This is a genomic window from Flavilitoribacter nigricans DSM 23189 = NBRC 102662, assembly GCF_002646595.1.
Taxonomy (GTDB): domain Bacteria; phylum Bacteroidota; class Bacteroidia; order Chitinophagales; family Saprospiraceae; genus Flavilitoribacter; species Flavilitoribacter nigricans.
The window spans coordinates 25,924-44,960 of the sequence record NZ_PDUD01000002.1 but is presented as its reverse complement, the minus strand read 5'-3'; the positions used below and the strand labels follow the sequence as shown (position 1 = coordinate 44,960).

The 19,037-nt window shown below is 53.4% G+C and carries 10 protein-coding genes; 8 read left to right on the top strand and 2 right to left on the bottom strand.

Features of this window, described 5'->3' with window-relative positions:
• Nucleotides 1-106 precede the first annotated feature (106 nt).
• Complete coding sequence (locus tag CRP01_RS02035; RefSeq protein WP_170110184.1) at nucleotides 107-736, top strand: RNA polymerase sigma factor; 630 nt, start codon at nucleotides 107-109, stop codon at nucleotides 734-736.
• A gap of 288 nt (nucleotides 737-1,024) precedes the next feature.
• Here the strand turns inward: CRP01_RS02035 and CRP01_RS02030 are convergent, their stop codons facing one another.
• Nucleotides 1,025-4,411, bottom strand: coding sequence for a T9SS type A sorting domain-containing protein (locus tag CRP01_RS02030; protein ID WP_099148327.1), 3,387 nt, complete (start codon nucleotides 4,409-4,411; stop codon nucleotides 1,025-1,027).
• A gap of 821 nt (nucleotides 4,412-5,232) precedes the next feature.
• Complete coding sequence (locus CRP01_RS02025; RefSeq protein WP_170110183.1) at nucleotides 5,233-11,055, bottom strand: T9SS type A sorting domain-containing protein; 5,823 nt, start codon at nucleotides 11,053-11,055, stop codon at nucleotides 5,233-5,235.
• An 872-nt stretch (nucleotides 11,056-11,927) separates the two neighbouring features.
• Between CRP01_RS02025 and CRP01_RS02020 the strand changes: the two genes are divergently transcribed.
• The 7 genes from CRP01_RS02020 (at nucleotide 11,928) to CRP01_RS01990 (ending at nucleotide 18,914) form a co-directional block, all read left to right on the top strand.
• Complete coding sequence (locus tag CRP01_RS02020) at nucleotides 11,928-12,659, top strand: DUF434 domain-containing protein (RefSeq protein WP_099148325.1); 732 nt, start codon at nucleotides 11,928-11,930, stop codon at nucleotides 12,657-12,659.
• Between the two features lie 73 nt (nucleotides 12,660-12,732).
• On the top strand, nucleotides 12,733-13,629 hold the full coding sequence (locus tag CRP01_RS02015; RefSeq protein WP_170110182.1) for a Nif3-like dinuclear metal center hexameric protein: 897 nt from the start codon (nucleotides 12,733-12,735) through the stop codon (nucleotides 13,627-13,629).
• 12 nt (nucleotides 13,630-13,641) lie between these two features.
• Nucleotides 13,642-14,370, top strand: coding sequence for a DNA alkylation repair protein (locus CRP01_RS02010; RefSeq protein ID WP_099148323.1), 729 nt, complete (start codon nucleotides 13,642-13,644; stop codon nucleotides 14,368-14,370).
• Nucleotides 14,348-15,256 carry an SPL family radical SAM protein gene (locus CRP01_RS02005; RefSeq protein WP_099148322.1) on the top strand — a complete coding sequence of 303 codons (909 nt, stop codon included), beginning with the start codon at nucleotides 14,348-14,350 and terminating at the stop codon, nucleotides 15,254-15,256. The genes CRP01_RS02010 and CRP01_RS02005 overlap by 23 nt, the downstream gene beginning before the upstream one ends.
• 89 nt (nucleotides 15,257-15,345) lie before the next feature.
• On the top strand, nucleotides 15,346-16,296 hold the full coding sequence (locus CRP01_RS02000; RefSeq protein WP_099148321.1) for an MBL fold metallo-hydrolase: 951 nt from the start codon (nucleotides 15,346-15,348) through the stop codon (nucleotides 16,294-16,296).
• Nucleotides 16,297-16,305: 9 nt separating this feature from the next.
• Entirely contained in the window at nucleotides 16,306-17,292 is a 987-nt protein-coding gene (gene add, locus CRP01_RS01995) for an adenosine deaminase (protein WP_099148320.1), read from the top strand.
• A 131-nt stretch (nucleotides 17,293-17,423) separates the two neighbouring features.
• Nucleotides 17,424-18,914 (top strand): S10 family peptidase, encoded by a 1,491-nt coding sequence (locus CRP01_RS01990; RefSeq protein WP_099148319.1) that lies wholly within the window; start codon nucleotides 17,424-17,426, stop codon nucleotides 18,912-18,914.
• Nucleotides 18,915-19,037: the final 123 nt, after the last annotated feature.

Below are 19,037 nucleotides of genomic sequence, written 5' to 3'. Positions count from 1 at the left end.
TTGTAAATAGCAAAAAGCCCGGACCTTTTCACGAGAATGGCAGAGCGGTCACCGGGATTTAAACGCAAAATGCGTATTTTGGTGTTCGTATTTTACTCACTGGATCTTGAAGCCAAATAAAACGATCGACAAGAAAGAATTAGACGCTCTGGTAAAAGCCCTGTCCCAGGGAAGCGTTGCGGCTTACAGCACGATCTACCGGCTGTACTATCCCCGCCTGTATCGTTATGGACTGCAGATCAGCCGGGACCCCGCCTTTGTCGAAGATATCCTGCAGGATCTTTTTACCTATCTGGCCGAAAACTGCCGAAAACTACGGCGGGTTTCCAACTTTGAAGTGTATCTGTTCCAATCCGTCAAACGAAATATCTTTACCCGTCTTGCCCGCGAGCAACAATCCCGAAATTCCCGGGATCGCTATCGCCAGCGCACGGAGCCACTGGAGGATCAGTTCGCCCCGGCTCCAGATGAAGCGCTCATCGCCGACGAGTCGGCCGCACGGCGCAGCGCCCGGCTTCGGGCCGCTATGGCCGAATTGCCCGATCACCAGCGGGAGATCCTTTATCTCCGGTATTTCGAAGAAATGAGCTACCAGGAGATCTGTCAGATCCTGGACCTCAACCACCAGGTGGCCCGCAATTACACCAGCCGGGCGATCCGCCAGCTGAAAAAAGCGCTGCTGAACCTGGAACTACAATTCATCCTACTCTTCTTCAGTATTCTTTCCGGTAAATAAAAAAAAGAGGATCTGTGCGTACAGACCCTCTCAGGGAGGACTTAAAAAAATTTCAATAGGGGACACTAAATGGTATTTCCTGGATGGGGTCTACCTTTTAGGTCGGATAATGCGTTTAGCCGCAAGCAGATCGTGTTGCAAACGGGGAGCCGGATCAATATCGCAGCTCCCGGTCGGCAGCAGCAGCCGGGGAGTAGGAGTACCGTCCGGGCCAGACCTTTTTTTAAAATCCGGCCGATGGGCATCCCGATACTCCCCGGGCTTGCTAACTTAGGTCTAAATCAATCACTATTCGGTACGGATAAATCGTTTGGTCTGCACCCGCTCACCATCGGTAAACTGGATCAGATACAGTCCGCTGGACAGTCCGTCCAATTCAATAGTTTCCGTGTTCACGCCCTGCATGGCGTCAATTTGCATCGTGCGGTATAGCTTGCCGTTCATATCCATTACCCGGATACTGATCTGGCGGTCGGCATCCAGATTGAACTGGAGGTTGACCTGATCTTTGGCCGGATTCGGGAATACCCGCATCTCTGTATTCACCCGTTCGGTAAACTGAGGAATAGCCAGGAATGGGTTTTGGGACGGCAGACCACAGGTATTGTTACATTCGTTGAATGCAGTCAGCGGTTTGATGTACGCGGATAGCTGCGAGGCCGAGGTGGCACCATTCAGACAGAAATTGATGGCGCAGATCTCATTGGCGCTGGCATCGGGCGTACCGTTGAAGATATTCGGTACATTCACTCCGTTCACTTCATCGACACATACGAGGTCACCGACATCCAGATTACCAAAGCTGGCTCCGTTGTAGATCAGGTTCAGTTTTGCCGCCAGGATGTGGTGGAGTAAAGTCTCACCGTTTGGATACGGGGCAAAATGTTCGGCGATAGCCACCACTTCCGGGGTGCAACCCGGAGGCGTTTTCCGGCCGCGGGTGCTGCTGCTGTAGTTAAACAGACAGGAGATCTCGCTGGCCGACAGGGTGTAGTGCGTACCACAGAGTTCAAAACCGATATTCTGACTTTCTCCGCTGCAGCTGCGTTGGCCTTTGAACTTGGTCACATTGCCGCCTAACAGACCGCAGATCTCTTCCGGATGGTTTTTCCAGAAGCCCGGCGTCCAGGTGCATTCGTCTACACAACGAACGGTAGTGATATCGATCGTACAGGTTGTGACACAACCATTGGCGTCGGTGATTTCCAATGTGATGGTTTCGGTACCTAAACCGAAGCCGGACACCGTGGTGCTCGAACTGGAAGGACTCGAGAAATTAGCACTTCCGTCGCTACTCCAGTCGTAGGTATAAGGTGGTGTGCCACCGGACGGGCCGGCGGACAGATCCAGGGATTCTCCCAGGCAGATCTCGGATACGCCACTGTTGTTGATAATCGAACAGCTTAATGGCGGAGGTTGACTGATGGTCACCGAGCAGGTAGAGGTACATCCGTTGGCGTCGGTCACCGTCACGGTATGCGTACCGGCCGGAAGGGCATTCGGATTTTTACCTCCCCAGTTGAAGGAATAAGGAGTCGTACCACCACTTCCGCTGACGGTTGCCGATCCGTCGGAGAAACCGTAGCAACTCACATCACTATCCTTAGAAATGGAACAGCTCAAAGCCGGTGGCTGTAGGATGGTCACCGAGCAGGTGGAGGTACATCCATTGGCATCGGTCACGGTAGCGGTATAAGTACCGGCGGCAAGTGCATTGGGATTCGCACCCCCCCAGTTAAAGGAATAAGGCGGCGTACCACCGGACCCACTGATAGAAGCCGATCCGTCACTGAATCCATAGCAGCTTACATCACTGTCCTTAGTAATGGAACAGCTCAGTGCGGGCGGTTCGGCGATCGTGACCATACAGGTAGAAGTACAGCCGTTGGCATCGGTTACGGTAGCGGTATACGTGCCGGCTGCGAGTGCGTTCGGATTTGCGCCACCCCAATCAAAGGAATAGGGCGTCGTACCACCAGCCCCGCTGATCGTTGCCGATCCGTCACTGAATCCGTAGCAACTTACATCGCTGGTCTTAGTGATGGAGCAGGTCAGTGCGGGCGGTTCGAGAATGGTTACGGAACAGGTGGAGGTACACCCATTGGCATCGGTCACGGTTGCGGTGTAGGAACCGGCGGCGAGTGCGTTGGGATCCGCGCCACCCCAGTCGAAAGAATAGGGAGCCGTACCGCCGGCCGCACTGATGGAGGCCGATCCGTCACTAAATCCGTAGCAACTCACATCACTGTCCTTGGTAATAGAGCAGCTCAGGTCAGAAGGCTGACCGATCGTCACATCACAGGTGGAGGTACACCCATTGGCGTCGGTCACGGTAGCGGTATAGGAGCCGGCCGCGAGTGCGTTGGGATCGGCGCCTCCCCAATTGAAGGAGTAAGGCGGTGTTCCACCGGCCCCACTGATGGTTGCCGAACCGTCATTGAAACCGTTACAACTGGCATCACTGGTTTTGGTGATGGAGCAACTCAGTGCCAGTGGCTGGAGGATAGTCACCGAGCAGGTGGAGGTACATCCATTGGCATCGGTTACGGTGGCGGTATAGGTCCCGGCCGACAGTGCTGTTGGATCGGCGCCACCCCAGTTGAAGGAGTAAGGGGGAGTACCGCCGGAGCCGCTGATCGTGGCCGATCCGTCACTGAAACCGTAGCAGCTCACATCACTGGTCTTGGTGATGGAGCAGTTCAGCGCGGGTGGTTCGTTAATGGTCACCATGCAGGTGGAATTACAGTCGATGATCTCATCGGAAACCGTTACCTCGTAGGTGCCGGCTGCGAGATTACTGACCGTAGCGGTCGTTTGACCACCGGGCCAGGCGTAGGTTACGGTTCCGTAAGCACCCGTCACGTTTACCGTAGCGGATCCATCACTGAATCCATTACAGCTCGCATCCTGATTTTTGGTAATGGTACAGGCGATCTCACACTCGGGAAGACCCACTTTCCAGGGGATCGTCTGGGCGCCGCCTTGCAGATTATCACAGCCGCAATCGATGCCGTTTCCGAAGAGGATCTTAATGTCCTGAAATGCACCTAGATTGGCCTGAATATTACCGGTCGGCGTGGAAGTTAGATCACAGTCCAGCAATACATCGATCCGGACGATCACAACGTCTCCCGGATCCAGACCGGATACTTCAAAGACGGCATCCAAGGTACAACTTCCGTTGCTAGTGCCAAGGGGATCACCGTTGATCTGTTCCATGGTCTTAATGATCATTTCGTTGCCGTCCAGATTGGCTGAGCCTGGATCGCTGGCATCATTGAGTTGAAAACTGACAACGTCAGTAACACCGATACCGCCCTGACCGGTAGTGTTACACAACCAGGAGACGGGAAGCTCCACGACATAATCGGTGCAGGCTGCGTCCGGATCGATTCTCAACTCCACAAAGAATGGTACGACGTCAAAACATTCGTAATCCTGTGGTTCTAGGGATTCTCTGATAAAAGCATTACTGCCGTCACCCCAGTATATATCGGTGTCTGCCGGGTTGTTGGCCGCAAAGTTAATGCTCGATATTGCGGAGCACTGTGCGTAAATGGTTTGGGGAGTAAGCGCCAAAAACAGCAAACACCCCAGGCTAAACAGCAGAAAGAATTGCTGCTTTAGCCCGTTTTTTTTGCTTTTGGACTTGGTTGTAACTATTAAACTGGTCATGATCTTGAGGTGTTAGATTGTGTAATAATTAAAAGGTTTAGGTTGAAAAATGAATACTTGTGCAACGATTGTACGGGGCAATAGAACCCCACTCCACGTTGGTACATCAGCAACGTAGATGTATTGTTTGAATCAGGTCGAAAATGGAGATAGCGAGGTGAAGGCAGTCGGGCTGCTTCACTTTAATTGTGGTGGATAGACTTTAAAAAGCGGTTTAAAAGCGCAACGGTTGTCTAACCGTACGGTAATAGTTGATACGAAAAAGCTTTTAAGGATAGCGTAAGGGATGATTGTTCCTGTGTTCTCATGACGATGGTTGTTAAAAATAATTTGTTGTGCGGACATACCTTGGGCCGTTAGCCATTGGTACAGCACCTTCTGCTATGGTTTATCTCTATCTCTAAAAGTGTGAATATAAAAATTGCTGTAGCGCTTTAGCGCCTGTGGTAAATGCAATTAGCCAAAGGGAAAATATAGTTGTGAAAGGGAGAGAAGACAATATTTCACGTATGAATTGGAGGAAACGTTTTCAAATATAAGCAAAATATGGCAGGAAGCCAACCGTGGGAAAACATAGTTTTTATTTGTATTTAATAAAAATAGTTGTGGATCAGTAGTGAACTGAAGATATACTACTGAAAAAAGGGCCTGTATGTATGTGAGAAATGGTTAATGCAGGAGACTGTCGAATGGAAGAAGTGGAATTTCGAATTATTTCGAAATAAAAGAAGAGGGCCTGGAAAACCAGACCCTCTAAGGGGGGAAGTGAGTAAAACTGACTCAAGTGGCACGGTGTACCAATTGATCAGAAAGCAGGGTGATCAATTACGGGCCTTGACGAAACGCTTGGTTAGAACGCCGTTCTCGTCCTTGAGAATGATCACGTACATGCCATTGGTCAGGTCACTCAGATCAATTTCCCGGATGTTCCATCCCTGCTGGGCTTCGATCCGGTTAGTACGGAATATCCGACCGTTGCTGTCTGCGATCTGAATGCTGATCTCCTGATCCGAATCCAATTTGAAGCGCAAATTGAGCTGGTCATTGGCCGGGTTCGGATAGACCGTCAGATTGTTGTTGAGCATTTCGGTGGCCATCGGATCAGCTCCGATCACCATGCTCCCCTGCTCAATCTGTGAGGGTAATCCGCAATCATTATTACATTCATTGAAAGCAGTCAGTGGATCGATATATGCAGATAATTGAGACGCTGAAGTGAAATCATCCGGACAGAAACTGATCGCGTATGCTTCGTCTACTCCCGGAGTCGCATTGAAAATACCGGCAATGTCCAGTTCGGTATCTTCAACACAGATCAGGTATTCATTATCTAAATTACCAAAATCAGCACCGTTGTAGATCAGGTTGAGCGTTGCGGCCAGAATGTGGTGCAGCAGGGTCTCGCCGTTCGGGAATTCCGCAAAGCGTTCGGCAATTTCCACCACATCGTCGGAGCAACCCAGGGGCAGTTTCTGGCCCCGGCCACGGGTGCTGTTGCTGTAACTGAACAGGCAGGAAATATCGGATGCAGATAAAGTATACTGCTCACCGCACAGGTAGAAACCGATATTATCACTATCGCCGGTACAACTCCTCTTGCCTCTTTCCTTCACTACTGTACCTCCCAGTACACCGCAAACCTCGGCCGGATGATTTTTCCAGAAACCGGGCGTCCAGGTGCACAGCTCCACACAACGTTCGAAAATGATCTCGATCGTACAGGTGGTGATACAGCCGTTGGCATCGGTGATCTCTACCGTAATGATTTCCGTGCCTTCGGAAGCATTGGAAACAGTCGTGCTGGCTCCGGTGGCGTCTGAGAATACCGCGCTTCCGTCGCTGGACCACGCGTAGGTGTAAGGCATCGTACCCCCGGTCACATCAACCGACAGACTAATGGATTCATCCAGGCAGATCGTATTTTCTCCACTGTCGTTGATGACGGTGCAGATCAACTCATCGGGCTGGTCAACCGTGGCGTCACAGGTAGACGTACAACCGTTGGCATCCCGTACGGTAACGGTGTACATGCCGGCGCTAAGATTATCAAAAGTCCCGGCGGCCTGGTAAGTCATACCACCGTCGATGCTGTACTCGTAAGGTGCGGTTCCGCCGCTACCGGCAACGGAAATAAATCCGTCACTGCCGTCGAAGCAGCTTACATCGGATGGCGTAGCGTCACAGCTTAGGGCATCGGGTTGGTCTACGGTGGCGTCACAGGTAGAGGTACAACCGTTGGCATCCCGCACGGTAACGGTATACATTCCGGCGCTGAGATTATCAAACGTTCCGGAAGCCTGATAGGTCGTACCGCCGTCGATGCTGTATTCGTAAGGCGCAGTTCCGCCGCTACCGGCAACGGAAATAGATCCGTCACTGCCGTCGAAGCAGCTTACATCTGATGGCGTAGCGTCACAGCTGAGGGCATCGGGCTGGTCTACGGCGGCATCACAGGTAGAAGTACAACCATTGGCATCCCGCACGGTCACGGTATACATCCCGGCACTGAGATTATCAAAAGTCCCGGAGGCCTGGAAAGTCGCACCACCGTCGATGCTGTATTCGTAAGGCGCGGTTCCGCCGCTACCGGAAACTGAAATAGATCCGTCACTGCCGTCGAAGCAGCTTACATCGGATGGCGTAGCGTCGCAGCTGAGGGCATCGGGTTGGTCTACCGTTGCGTCACAGGTAGAAGTACAACCGTTGGCGTCACGCACGGTAACGGTATACATCCCGGCACTGAGATTATCAAAAGTCCCGGAGGCCTGGAAAGTCGTACCACCGTCGATGCTGTATTCGTAAGGCGCGGTTCCGCCGCTACCGGATACGGAAATAGATCCGTCACTGCCGTCGAAGCAGCTTACGTCGGATGGTGTAGCGTCACAGCTGAGGGCATCGGGTTGGTCTACCGTTGCTTCACAGGTGGACGTACAACCATTTGCATCGCGCACGGTGACGGTATACATGCCGGCGCTGAGATTATCAAACGTTCCGGAAGCCTGATAGGTCGTACCGCCGTCGATGCTGTACTCGTAAGGCGCAGTTCCACCGCTACCGGATACGGAGATAAATCCGTCGGCGCCACCGAAACAACTTACATCGGATGGCGTGGCGTCACAGGTCAGATCTGAGGGTTGGCCTACAGTGGCGTCACATGTAGACGTACAACCGTTGGCATCGCGCACGGTAACCGTGTACATGCCGGCACCGAGATTATCAAAAGTCCCGGAAGCCTGATAAGTGGTACCGCCGTCAATACTGTATTCGTAGGGAGCGGTTCCGCCGCTACCAACTACGGAGATGGAACCATCAGTTGCACCATTGCAACTGGCGTCGGACGGTGTAGCGTCGCAGGTCAATGCATCGGGTTGGTCTACAGTGGCGTCACAAGTAGAGGTACAGCCGTTGGCATCGCGCACGGTGACGGTATACATTCCGGCGCTAAGGTTATCAAAAGTCCCGGAGGCCTGATAGGTCGTACCGCCGTCGATGCTGTATTCGTAAGGCGCAGTTCCGCCACTACCGGATACGGAAACAGATCCGTCACTGCCGTCGAAGCAGCTTACGTCGGACGGTGTCGCATCGCAGGTGAGTGCATCGGGTTGATCCACGGTGGCATCACAGGTAGAAGTACAGCCGTTGGCATCACGTACGGTAACGGTATACATACCGGCGCTGAGGTTGTTAAAAACTCCGGAGCCCTGGTAGGTGGTTCCTCCGTCGATGCTGTACTCATATGGCGCGGTACCACCGCTACCGGAAACGGATATAGATCCGTCACTGCCGTCGAAGCAGCTTACATCGGAGGGTGTGGCGTCGCAGGTGAGTGCATCAGGTTGGTCTACCGTAGCATCACAGGTAGAGGTACAGCCGTTGGCATCGCGCACCGTAACGGTATACATGCCGGCGCTGAGGTTGTTAAAAACTCCGGAGCCCTGGTAGGTCGTACCGCCGTCAATACTGTACTCATAAGGTGCAGTTCCACCGCTACCGGATACGGAAACAGACCCGTCACTGCCGCCGAAGCAGCTTACGTCGGACGGTGTCGCTTCGCAGGTCAATGCATCGGGTTGATCTACCGTGGTATCACAGGTAGAGGTACAGCCGTTGGCATCCCGCACCGTAACGGTATACATTCCGGCGCTGAGGTTATCAAAAGTCCCGGAAGCCTGATAGGTGGTACCGCCGTCGATGCTGTACTCGTAAGGTCCGGTTCCACCGCTACCGGCTACGGAAATAGATCCGTCACTGTCGCCGAAGCAGCTTACATCGGAGGGCGTAGCATCACAAGTCAGATCGGAAGGTTGGCCTACCGTTGCATCGCAGGTGGACGTACAGCCATTAGCGTCGCGTACGGTAACGGTATACATCCCGGCACTGAGATTGTCAAACGTGCCGGAAGCCTGGTAAGTCGTACCGCCGTCGATGCTGTATTCGTAAGGCGCGGTTCCGCCACTACCGCTTACGGAAATAGATCCGTCTGCCACACCATTACAACTGGCATCAGTTGGCGTAGCATCGCAGCTGAGGGCATCGGGTTGGTCTACGGTGGCGTCACAGGTAGACGTACAACCGTTGGCATCCCGCACCGTAACGGTATACATTCCGGCACTGAGATTGTCAAAGGTTCCAGAGGCCTGGTAGGTGGTTCCGCCGTCGATGCTGTATTCATACGGGGCAGTTCCGCCGCTACCGGACACGGAAATGGACCCGTCACTGCCACCAAAGCAGCTTGCATCGGAAGGCGTAGCATCGCAGCTGAGGGCATCGGGCTGTTCAACGGTCGCATCACAGGTAGTTGTGCAACCATTCGCATCGCGGATGGTAACGGTATACATGCCGGCACTGAGATTGTTGAAAACTCCGGAAGCCTGATAGGTCGTACCCCCGTCGATACTGTACTCGTAAGGCGTCGTTCCGCCGCTACCGGACACGGAAATGGATCCGTCACTCCCACCAAAGCAGCTCACATCGGACGGGGTGGCGTCGCAGCTGAGGGCGTCGGGCTGCTCTACCGTTGCATCGCAGCTAGACGTACAACCATTAGCATCGCGGACCGTAACCGTGTACATACCGGCGCTCAGGTTGTTAAAAGCGCCGGAAGCCTGGTAGGTGGTTCCGCCGTCGATGCTGTATTCATACGGCGCAGTTCCACCGCTACCGGACACGGAAATGGACCCGTCACTACCGCCGTAGCAACTTACATCGGACGGGGTGGCGTCGCAGCTGAGGGCATCGGGTTGCTCCACGGTTCCGTCGCAGGTGGTCGTACAGCCATTCGCATCGCGAATGGTAACGACATACATGCCAGCGCTGAGATTGTTAAAAGTTCCGGAGCCCTGGTAGGTCGTACCCCCGTCGATACTGTACTCGTAAGGCGTCGTTCCACCGCTACCGGACACGGAAATGGACCCGTCATTACCGCCAAAGCAGCTTACGTCGGAAGGCGTTATGTCACAGCTGAGGGCATCGGGCTGGCCGACGGTCGCGTTGCAGGTACTGGTACAATCATTGGCATCCCGTACGGTGACGGTATACATGCCGGCGCTGAGATTGTCAAAAGTCCCGGAAGCCTGGTAGGTCGTACCGCCATCGATACTGTACTGGTAGGGTGGGGTGCCACCGCTGCCGCTTACCGAAATAGAACCGTCACTATCGCCGAAGCAGGTCGCATCCGAGGCGGAAGCATTACAACTCAGGGCGGGCGGTTCGTTGATGGTCACCATACAGGTGGAAGAACAATCTACGATCTCATCGGAAACGGTCACTTCGTAGGTGCCGGCCGCAAGATTGGAAACACTCTGGGTGCTCTGTCCGCCGGGCCAGGCGTAAGTTACCGTGCCGAAATTGCCGGTTACATTTACGGTTGCGGCTCCGTCTGTACCGCCGTTGCAACTGACATCCTGATCCTTGGTGATTGTACAGGCGATCTCACATTCGGGCAGGCCTACCTTCCAGGGAATGGTCTGCGCGCCGCCCTGTAGATTATTACAGGTACAGTTGGAGCCGACGCCGGAAATGATCCGGATATTCTGGAAAGTACCCAGATTGGCCTGGATATTTCCGGTAGGGCTGGAGGTAAGATCGCAGTCGAGCAGAACGTCGATCCGCACGATCACTTTATCGCCCGGATCCAGACCGGATACTTCAAACAGCGCGTTAAAGTCGCAACTTCCGTTGGGTGTTTCCAGCGGAATTCCGTCCGTTACCGGGTAATTGTTTACCAGGATGATCTGTTCATCGCCGTCTAGGTTGGCCGAACCCGGATCGGAAGAAGGATTGATCTGGTAATCGATCACCGCGGTTACTCCGATACCGCCCTGTCCGGTGGTGTTGCAGAGCCACTGCATCGGCAGCTCTACCACGTAATCTTCGCACTGGGCATCGGCGGCAATTTCCAATTCCACCAGGAAGGGAACCACATCGAAGCATTCGTAGTCTCTGGGTTCCAGGGATTCGATTACGTAAGCATTGCTCCCGTCGCCGAAGTAGACATCGGAATCCGCCGGGTTGTTGGCCGCAAGATTAATACTGGAAATCGCTGAGCACTGTGCGTAGACCTGCTGTTGGGTACTCCAGGAAAAGAGCAGACAGAGCGCGCCGAGGAGCAGGTATCTCAGGTTTTGGTCAAGGCAATTTTTCAATTGCGATTTTTTGGGAATGGTTGTAGCTAAAAAACTGGTCATAATTGCTTTAGTTAATTTAAAAATCGGTTTTTGTAAAAAAATGAATATGGATAGTTCTTCTCCGGGCCCGGGCAGCAGGTCCGGGCCGGCAGTACATAGCATTAGCGTTTAGTGGGAATCACACTGGATGAACCACACTATCGGTCAGAAAAAATAGTGGAATGGGAAACTCTTAGCCCGAATAACGGGCAAACTGATCGGAGAACCGGAGATCGGTTAACTCGGATAGAGCGGTACGCCTAGATCAGCAGGTGGTGGAAGTGAATAGATCGTAGAAAGTGCGTTTGGTTGTACATAGTTAAGATTCGTCATGCTTCGAGGGATGATGTTAAACAATAGAATACCGGGCAAACCGGGGTTTGCCAAAAAAGATTTTTGGAAAAAATTAGATCAAACGAGGCTCAAAAGAAGGGCTACTGTATAATGAGAGGACAATTATTTATCTTGTATACAACTATTTGATTTTCAATATATACAAAATTTATACACCAAACAAGCGTAGTGTTGGATAAAAACAAATTATTTCAATTGCTAATTTGACGTAAGGACGGGGAATGCCCCGCTGACGGTAGGTCTATGCCGGGAAGTGGTGCGATTGGTCACTGAATTTTTTTTTATTTCAATCCATATTAAAAATGGATTTAGCCTTCCCGGAGGAACTGTCGGCGGGCAAAAGAGGGTTACCTTTCCGGAAGAGCGGTCCGGTGATCCGGCAATCGGCACGAAAACCAGCAAATGACACTGGGCTTGTAAGCATATTGTTAATAAGTAGCTTTTTCGATGTTTAGGACGCTATTTGCAGTTCCGTCATCAGATCTGAAAATGGCCAAATGAAAAAACTGAAACTCTTGAATACTCCCAAGCGCAATCGTGGCCAACATCCCAAAGATGCTTCGCTCTTCGGCCCTAAATCCCGTTCGGCCGTTCTCGAAGCGGTCGAGGATCATTCCCATCTGCTCACCCGCGGCTACGGCACCAACTCCGCCCTGGAACTGGTAGGGAACCGCTACCGGCTGAACAAAAGACAACGCAAAGCCGTCATGCGTATGAGCGCCTCCGATCAGGAGCTCCGGCGCAGACAAAGCAAGGCGCTGCAGGCAGAAGAGATCAGGGGGCAGGCCGTAGCCATCGACGGCTTTAATCTGCTGATCCTGCTGGAAAGCGCTTTGTCGGGAGCCTATATCTTTCCCTGCCGGGACGGCCTCTACCGGGATATTTCCAGTGTGCACGGTTCCTACAAGCGGGTGGTTAAGACCGAGACGGCCATCACGCTGGTCGGTGATACCCTGCAGGAACTCGGTACCGGTCCCGTCCGCTGGTTGCTGGACCGTCCGATCTCGAACAGCGGCCGACTGAAGACCTTTTTGCTGGAACTCAGCGAACAAAACCATTACCACTGGGAGGTGGAACTAGTCTTCAATCCCGATAAGGTACTGGCGGAGGGGGATGCGGTGGTGATCAGCTCGGACGGCTGGGTACTGGACGAATGCCGGCACTGGTACAATCTCGGTCGCCAGATCGTGGATCAACATCTACCGGAGGCAAAAATGCTGAAACTCTAAGTCGGTACCTTCCATTTTAATTGTAGTAATTCTTTGGAATAGCGGATCAGAAATGGGAAATTGGACGGAAAAAATGAAGCCAATCTCCTCCCGTTTCACCTGGGTGTTACTCCCGTTGCTGCTGCTGACCTTTGTCTCTGCCGGTCAACCCGAACCCATTCCCCCGCTTGCGGTCACCGCCGGTGAATTGCTCGATAAGATCAAAGCGCAACTGACCTGCGATTGGGCCACCGAAACCGTAGATACCTATAAAGGTGGCGGTCCGGATGTGGAAGTCACCGGTATTGCCACTACCTTCCTGGCCACGCTGGATGTGTTGAAAAGGGCCAAGGCCCGGGGCCTGAATTTCGTGATTACCCACGAACCGACTTTCTACAATCACTTCGACCGGACGGAACAGTACGGCGACGATGAAGTACTGGCCGCCAAACAAAAATTCATTGCAGACAATGACATGATCGTCTTTCGTTTTCACGATCACTGGCACCGCACGGCACCGGACGGGATCTACAAGGGAATGACTGCCAAACTGGGCTGGGAAGCCTACAGCCGCGATGGCAGCCAGTACTATTACGACCTCCCGCCGATGAGCCTGAAAAAGCTGGCCAAACAACTGAAAAAGAAATTTGCGCGATCTACCATCCGGGTGGTGGGCGATATCGATACCGAAGTGAGCCGGATCGGTCTGGTCCTGGGAGCGGCCGGTTCCATGCGCCAGATCGAGAGCCTGCAGCGCGATGACGTCGAAGTAGTGATCGCCGGTGAAGTACCGGAATGGGAAACCGTGGAATACATCCGCGACGCGGTTTCCATGGGCAAAAAGAAAGCGCTGATCCTGCTGGGGCACGCCAACTCGGAAGAAGCCGGCATGGCGTATTGTGCCGATTGGCTGAAGACTTTCATCTCGGAAGTACCGGTGGAATTTATTCCGGCCGGAGACCCCTTCTGGTCGCCCGGCACCCGGCAGTAAACGGTACGGCTTATGAGAAAGATCACCCGCAAAGGAGAAATTCTTGCCGCTTTGGAAAAGGTTTGCGCCGCCTACCGCGAGCAGGGCCCGGCGGAGGCCGTAGCGTGTTGCGAAACCGAAATGCTCCAACATAAGGTAAAGTTCCCGTTGCTGGAAACCTTTACCCGCGGCCTGTACGAATGCCTACCGGAAACGGAACAGCTTGCGTTTTGCGACCGGATCGCTGCCCTCAGGACCATCGGTGGCAATGTACTGCTGGGCATTATGCTACAGGAGAGACTTACCGCCCATTTTCTGCCTTCCTTCGGAAAGGCGGCCGAATACATCGCCGCCGGGGAGCAGTGGTACGTCTGTGATATTATCGGAGAACGGGTATTTGGCTATGCGCTGCTTCATCAGCCGGAGCGCACACTGCCGGAACTGGAGCGGCTGGCCCGGCATCCCAGTTTCTGGGTGGTCCGTTCGCTGGGCGCCGGTTCCCACTACGCCATCAAAAAGGGCTTGGAAAAAACGGCCGTACGCCGGGTCTTCGCCTTACTCCTGTCCCTGTGCAACACCCGGAATAAGGAGGTCCGGCAGGGCGTTGGTTGGGCGGCGAAAACAACGGCCAGATTTCATCCGGATATTATTGCGGAAAACCGACTCCGGATCCAGAACGAGGATCAGGTGCCCGGCTGGTTTCGCACCAAAATAAAAATCGGCCTGGCCCGACACCAACATGCCCAAGGAGATAACGGTTAAAACGATCCTGAATAAGACTAAGCAACGGGATAGTTGGTTTTTGGATGACTATACCCTCAACCTCTACAGCAGTTGCTCCTTCAACTGCCTGTATTGCTATATCCGGGGCAGTAAGTACGGGACTAATCTGGAAGAAAGTCTTTCCGTAAAGACGAATGCTATCGATTTACTGGAGCAGCAACTGGCACATCGGGCGGCCAAGGGGCAGTACGGTATCATCGTACTTTCTTCGGCCACCGATCCCTACCTCCGGATCGAAAAACGCTACGAACTGACCCGGCGGGCGCTGGAGGTGATCGCCCAGCACCGTTTTCCGGTACATCTGATCACCAAATCGGACCTCATCCTCCGCGATCTGGATCTGTTGCATCGCATCAACAAAACGGCCATCCTGCCGGAAGACCTGCAGCCCGATCTGGGAAGGGGAGTGATCGTTTCATTTTCTTTCTCTACCCTGGACGATGGGATCGGCAAGATTTTCGAACCCGGAGCGACACCACCGAGCCATCGCCTGGAAGCCCTGCAACAAATGGTCGATACCGGATTATTAAGTGGAGTGAGTATGATGCCGCTGTTGCCCTATATTTCGGATACGACCGCGAGTCTCCACACCTTGTTCTCCACCTTTAAAGCGGCCGCCGCGCACTACCTGCTACCGGCAACCATTACCCTTTTCGGAGACGGCCGGGCGGACAGCAAAACCCTCATGCTGCATGCAATTAAAAAACACTATCCGGAACTGGAAGCCCGCTATCTCCGTTTCTTTGGAGACAGTCACCAGATGCCGGCCTACTACCAGGATGCATTCCACCGGAAAATGAAGGAAATGAGCCACGAATATAACCTGCCGGATCGTATCTTGGATGCTGTAAAGAGAATGGAGTAGAGCGCATCCCCTGACCCCTAATTTCTGACCCCTGCCCCCCCGACACCTGACCCCTGATTTCTGACACCTAACCCCTAACTCCCAAACCCATGCTCCAATCCAAAATAAAAAGCAAAGAAGACGAAGACATCTGCATTCTGGTCCGGCCGGACAATCACCCCTGGAACTACCTCTGTGATTGCGGGGACGCCGGCGGCCTGACCGTGAAAGAATGTCAGGATACCCGCGCTATTTTCATCAGCCACACCCATTTCGATCACTTTTGTAATTTCGACTGGATACTGCGGCACCAGTTGGGGATCGCCCGGGAGGTTATCATTTGCGGACCGCCGCAAATTGCCCGGCAGGTACAATCCCGATTGCAGAGTTATACCTGGAATCTGATCGATCCGGAAGCCATTTGCTATCAGGTTCGGGAGGTGACGGATGGTGACCGGATAAAAGTTTTTAAGTTATCGCCGCCACTCTGGGAATTGCAGGCAGAGGCAGACCTTACCGGCCCGGTAATTTTTGCAGACGAGCAGTTCTCGGTGGAATTCACCGTGCTGGATCACAAGATTCCCTCCGTAGCCTATCTCTTTCGCGAAGTGGATACCGTAAAGATCGATATGGAGGCGAGTAATTTTCGGGCTGGAAAATGGGTGCGGGTACTGAAGGAGGCTTACGAGGCGGAGGATGGGGACCGGCTGCTGGAGGTGGAAGGCAACCGCATGCGTGCGGCGGAACTCTTTCATTTGCTGTTTATCAAAAAAGGAGACACCCTGGGCGTGATCATGGATCACGGGGCCGATGCCGCTAATCACGAACGGATCCAAGGCCTTTTTACGGATTGCCACCGGGTGTATATCGAAAGCTTCTTCCAGGAGGAAGACCGGGCGCTGGCCGAGGCGCACCGCCACAGTTATTCCGTAGCATCGGGAAAGATCATGCGGCAGTGCCGGGTGGCGGAAGCGATCCCGGTACATTTTTCCCGAAAATACGAACCAGCGGATATCGAGAGGCTGAAAGCAGAATTCGAAAAAGCTTATCTTGGCGACTGATCGGAAAACATGGAATTGCTACAACTACCCAAAATAGAATTGCACCTGCATCTGGACTGCTCCCTGAGTTATCAGGTGGTCCAAAAGCTCCGGCCGGATATCTCCGAAGCGGAGTACCGCGCTGCCTTCATCGGACCTCCAAAATGTCACGATCTGGCGGATTTTCTGACGCGTGCCATCAACGGCGTCAAATTGATGCAGACCGGGGAAGCACTGCGACTCGTTACCGACGATCTGTTTGACCAGCTGCTCGCCGACGGGGTCCTCTACGCCGAGATCCGCTTCGCTCCCTTATTGCATACCGAAGAAGGGCTGACTCCCCGGGAAGTGGTGGATATCATCAACGAGGCGACCGTCGCGGCTATCGCCCGCACGGGAGTTAAAGCCGGCCTCATCCTGTGCACCCTTCGCCACTACAACCGGGAACAAAGCCTGGAAACGGTGCGCCTGGTGGAGCAATTTGCCGGCACTTCCGTCGTCGGTTTCGATATCGCGGCCGATGAAGCCGGTTTTCCGATCGACGCTCATATCGAGGCCTTCCAATACGCCCGGGAAAAAGGTATTCACTGTACCGCCCACGCCGGAGAAGCCCGCGGTGCGGACAGTGTATGGGAAACGCTCCAAAATTTCCATCCCCAACGGATCGGTCACGGCGTAAGGAGCATCGAAGATCCGCAACTCATCGATCATTTGAAGGCGCTGAACATCCACCTGGAAGTGTGTCCCACGAGTAATATTCAGACCAATATCTACGACACCATGCGGGATCATGTCGTTGATCAGCTTTACCGGAGCGGGATCTCCCTCAGCATCAACACCGACGCCCGTACCATCAGTGATGTAACGCTTCGCCGGGAATACCAGAACCTGATCGATACCTTTCAGTGGGAAAAAGCACATTTCCTGAAATGTAACCTGGAAGCGCTGGAACACGCCTTCATCGGCGCTGCGGAAAAGGAGCAGCTACGCGAACGACTCCTCGCCGCCTGGCTGTAACCGCCATCCCGTCTTCCGTAGATCGAAATATCTCGATTTCCCACCTTTCTAACTTTCCATCTTCCGCCAAATCGCTCCAAAATTTATTACCTTTCGCAACAGCAAAATTCTCACTTACCAAAAATTGATCCATGCAAAAGATCTTTCACTCACTAATTGTACTATGTCTTTTCAGTGTGACCACCCTGGTAGCGCAGAGCCGAATGCTACCCGCCGACTCGGTGGTGATCACCAAGCACAAAACCACGATAAAAGGGCAGGCCATCAATTACACCGCGGAATGTGGTACCCAGCCGGTTTGGAATGATGACGGCAAAGTGACCGCCTCCCTTTTTTACACCTACTATACCCGCGACGGGATCGCCGACCGCACGGCCCGGCCGTTGGTTATTTCTTTTAACGGTGGACCCGGTTCCGCTTCCGTGTGGATGCACCTGGCATACACCGGCCCCGTTATTCTGGAGGTGGATGACGAAGGATTTCCCGTACAGCCCTACGGCGTGAAATCCAATCCGAATTCCATTCTCGACGTTGCCGATATCGTATACGTTAATCCGGTCAATACCGGTTATTCCCGCATTCTGGATAAAGAGACCAAAAAGGAGACCTTTTTCGGCGTGAATCAGGACATTGAATACCTGGCCGAATGGATCAATACCTTCATCACCCGGCACAATCGCTGGCTGTCGCCCAAATACCTGATCGGGGAGAGTTACGGTACCACCCGGGTATCTGGTCTGGCCCTGGCCCTGCAAAACAACCAGTGGATGTACCTCAACGGGGTGATCCTGGTATCGCCCACCGATCTGGGCATCGATCGGGACGGGCCGGTCAAAGCGGCCAATCGCCTGCCTTATTTTGCGGCCGCCGCCTGGTTCCACAAAAAGCTCGCTCCGGAACTGCAGCGCAAGGACCTCGACGATCTTCTGGCTGAGGTGGAAGCCTACACCGTAGACGAATATTTACCGACCCTGGCCAAGGGCGGGTTTATCGAACCCGCCGAAAGAGCGGCTATGGCCAAAAAAGTAGCGGCTTACTCGGGCCTAAACGAAGAAGCCGTTTTACAAAATAACCTCGATATTTCCACTTCCTTCTTCTGGAAGGAACTGCTGCGGAACGAAGGCTTTACGGTCGGCCGCCTGGATTCCCGCTATACGGGCATCGACCGGAAGGTTGCCGGTGACCGCCCGGACTTCAACTCCGAGCTGACCTCCTGGCTGCATTCCTTTACGCCGGCGATCAATTATTACCTGCAGGAAGTTCTGAAATTCAAGACGGAGGTGAAGTACAATATGTTTGGCCCGGTACGCCCCTGGGATCGCTCCGGCGACCAGACCGGGGAGAACCTGCGTCAGGCCATGGCCCAAAATCCTTATCTTAATGTGCTGGTACAATCGGGCTACTACGATGGCGCGACCAATTATTTCGATGCGAAATACAGTATGTGGCAACTGGATCCCAGCGGTCGGATGAAAGACCGGCTGAGTTTTAAAGGCTACCGCAGCGGCCACATGATGTACCTGCGGGCGGAAGACCTCGCTACTTCCAATGAACACCTGCGGGAGTTCATCAAGGCCTCCACGCCGACCAAAGGGGAGCCGGCTATGTACATCCGGCCTTAGTATAAATGAAATCGGGTGGAGCCATCTATTTTGCCCCGCCGCAGGCCAGACTACAGGAAGACCGGTAGTACACTGATCACAAAATCTTGGTGATCAGTGTACTACTTCTCCCGTTGTTTCCCC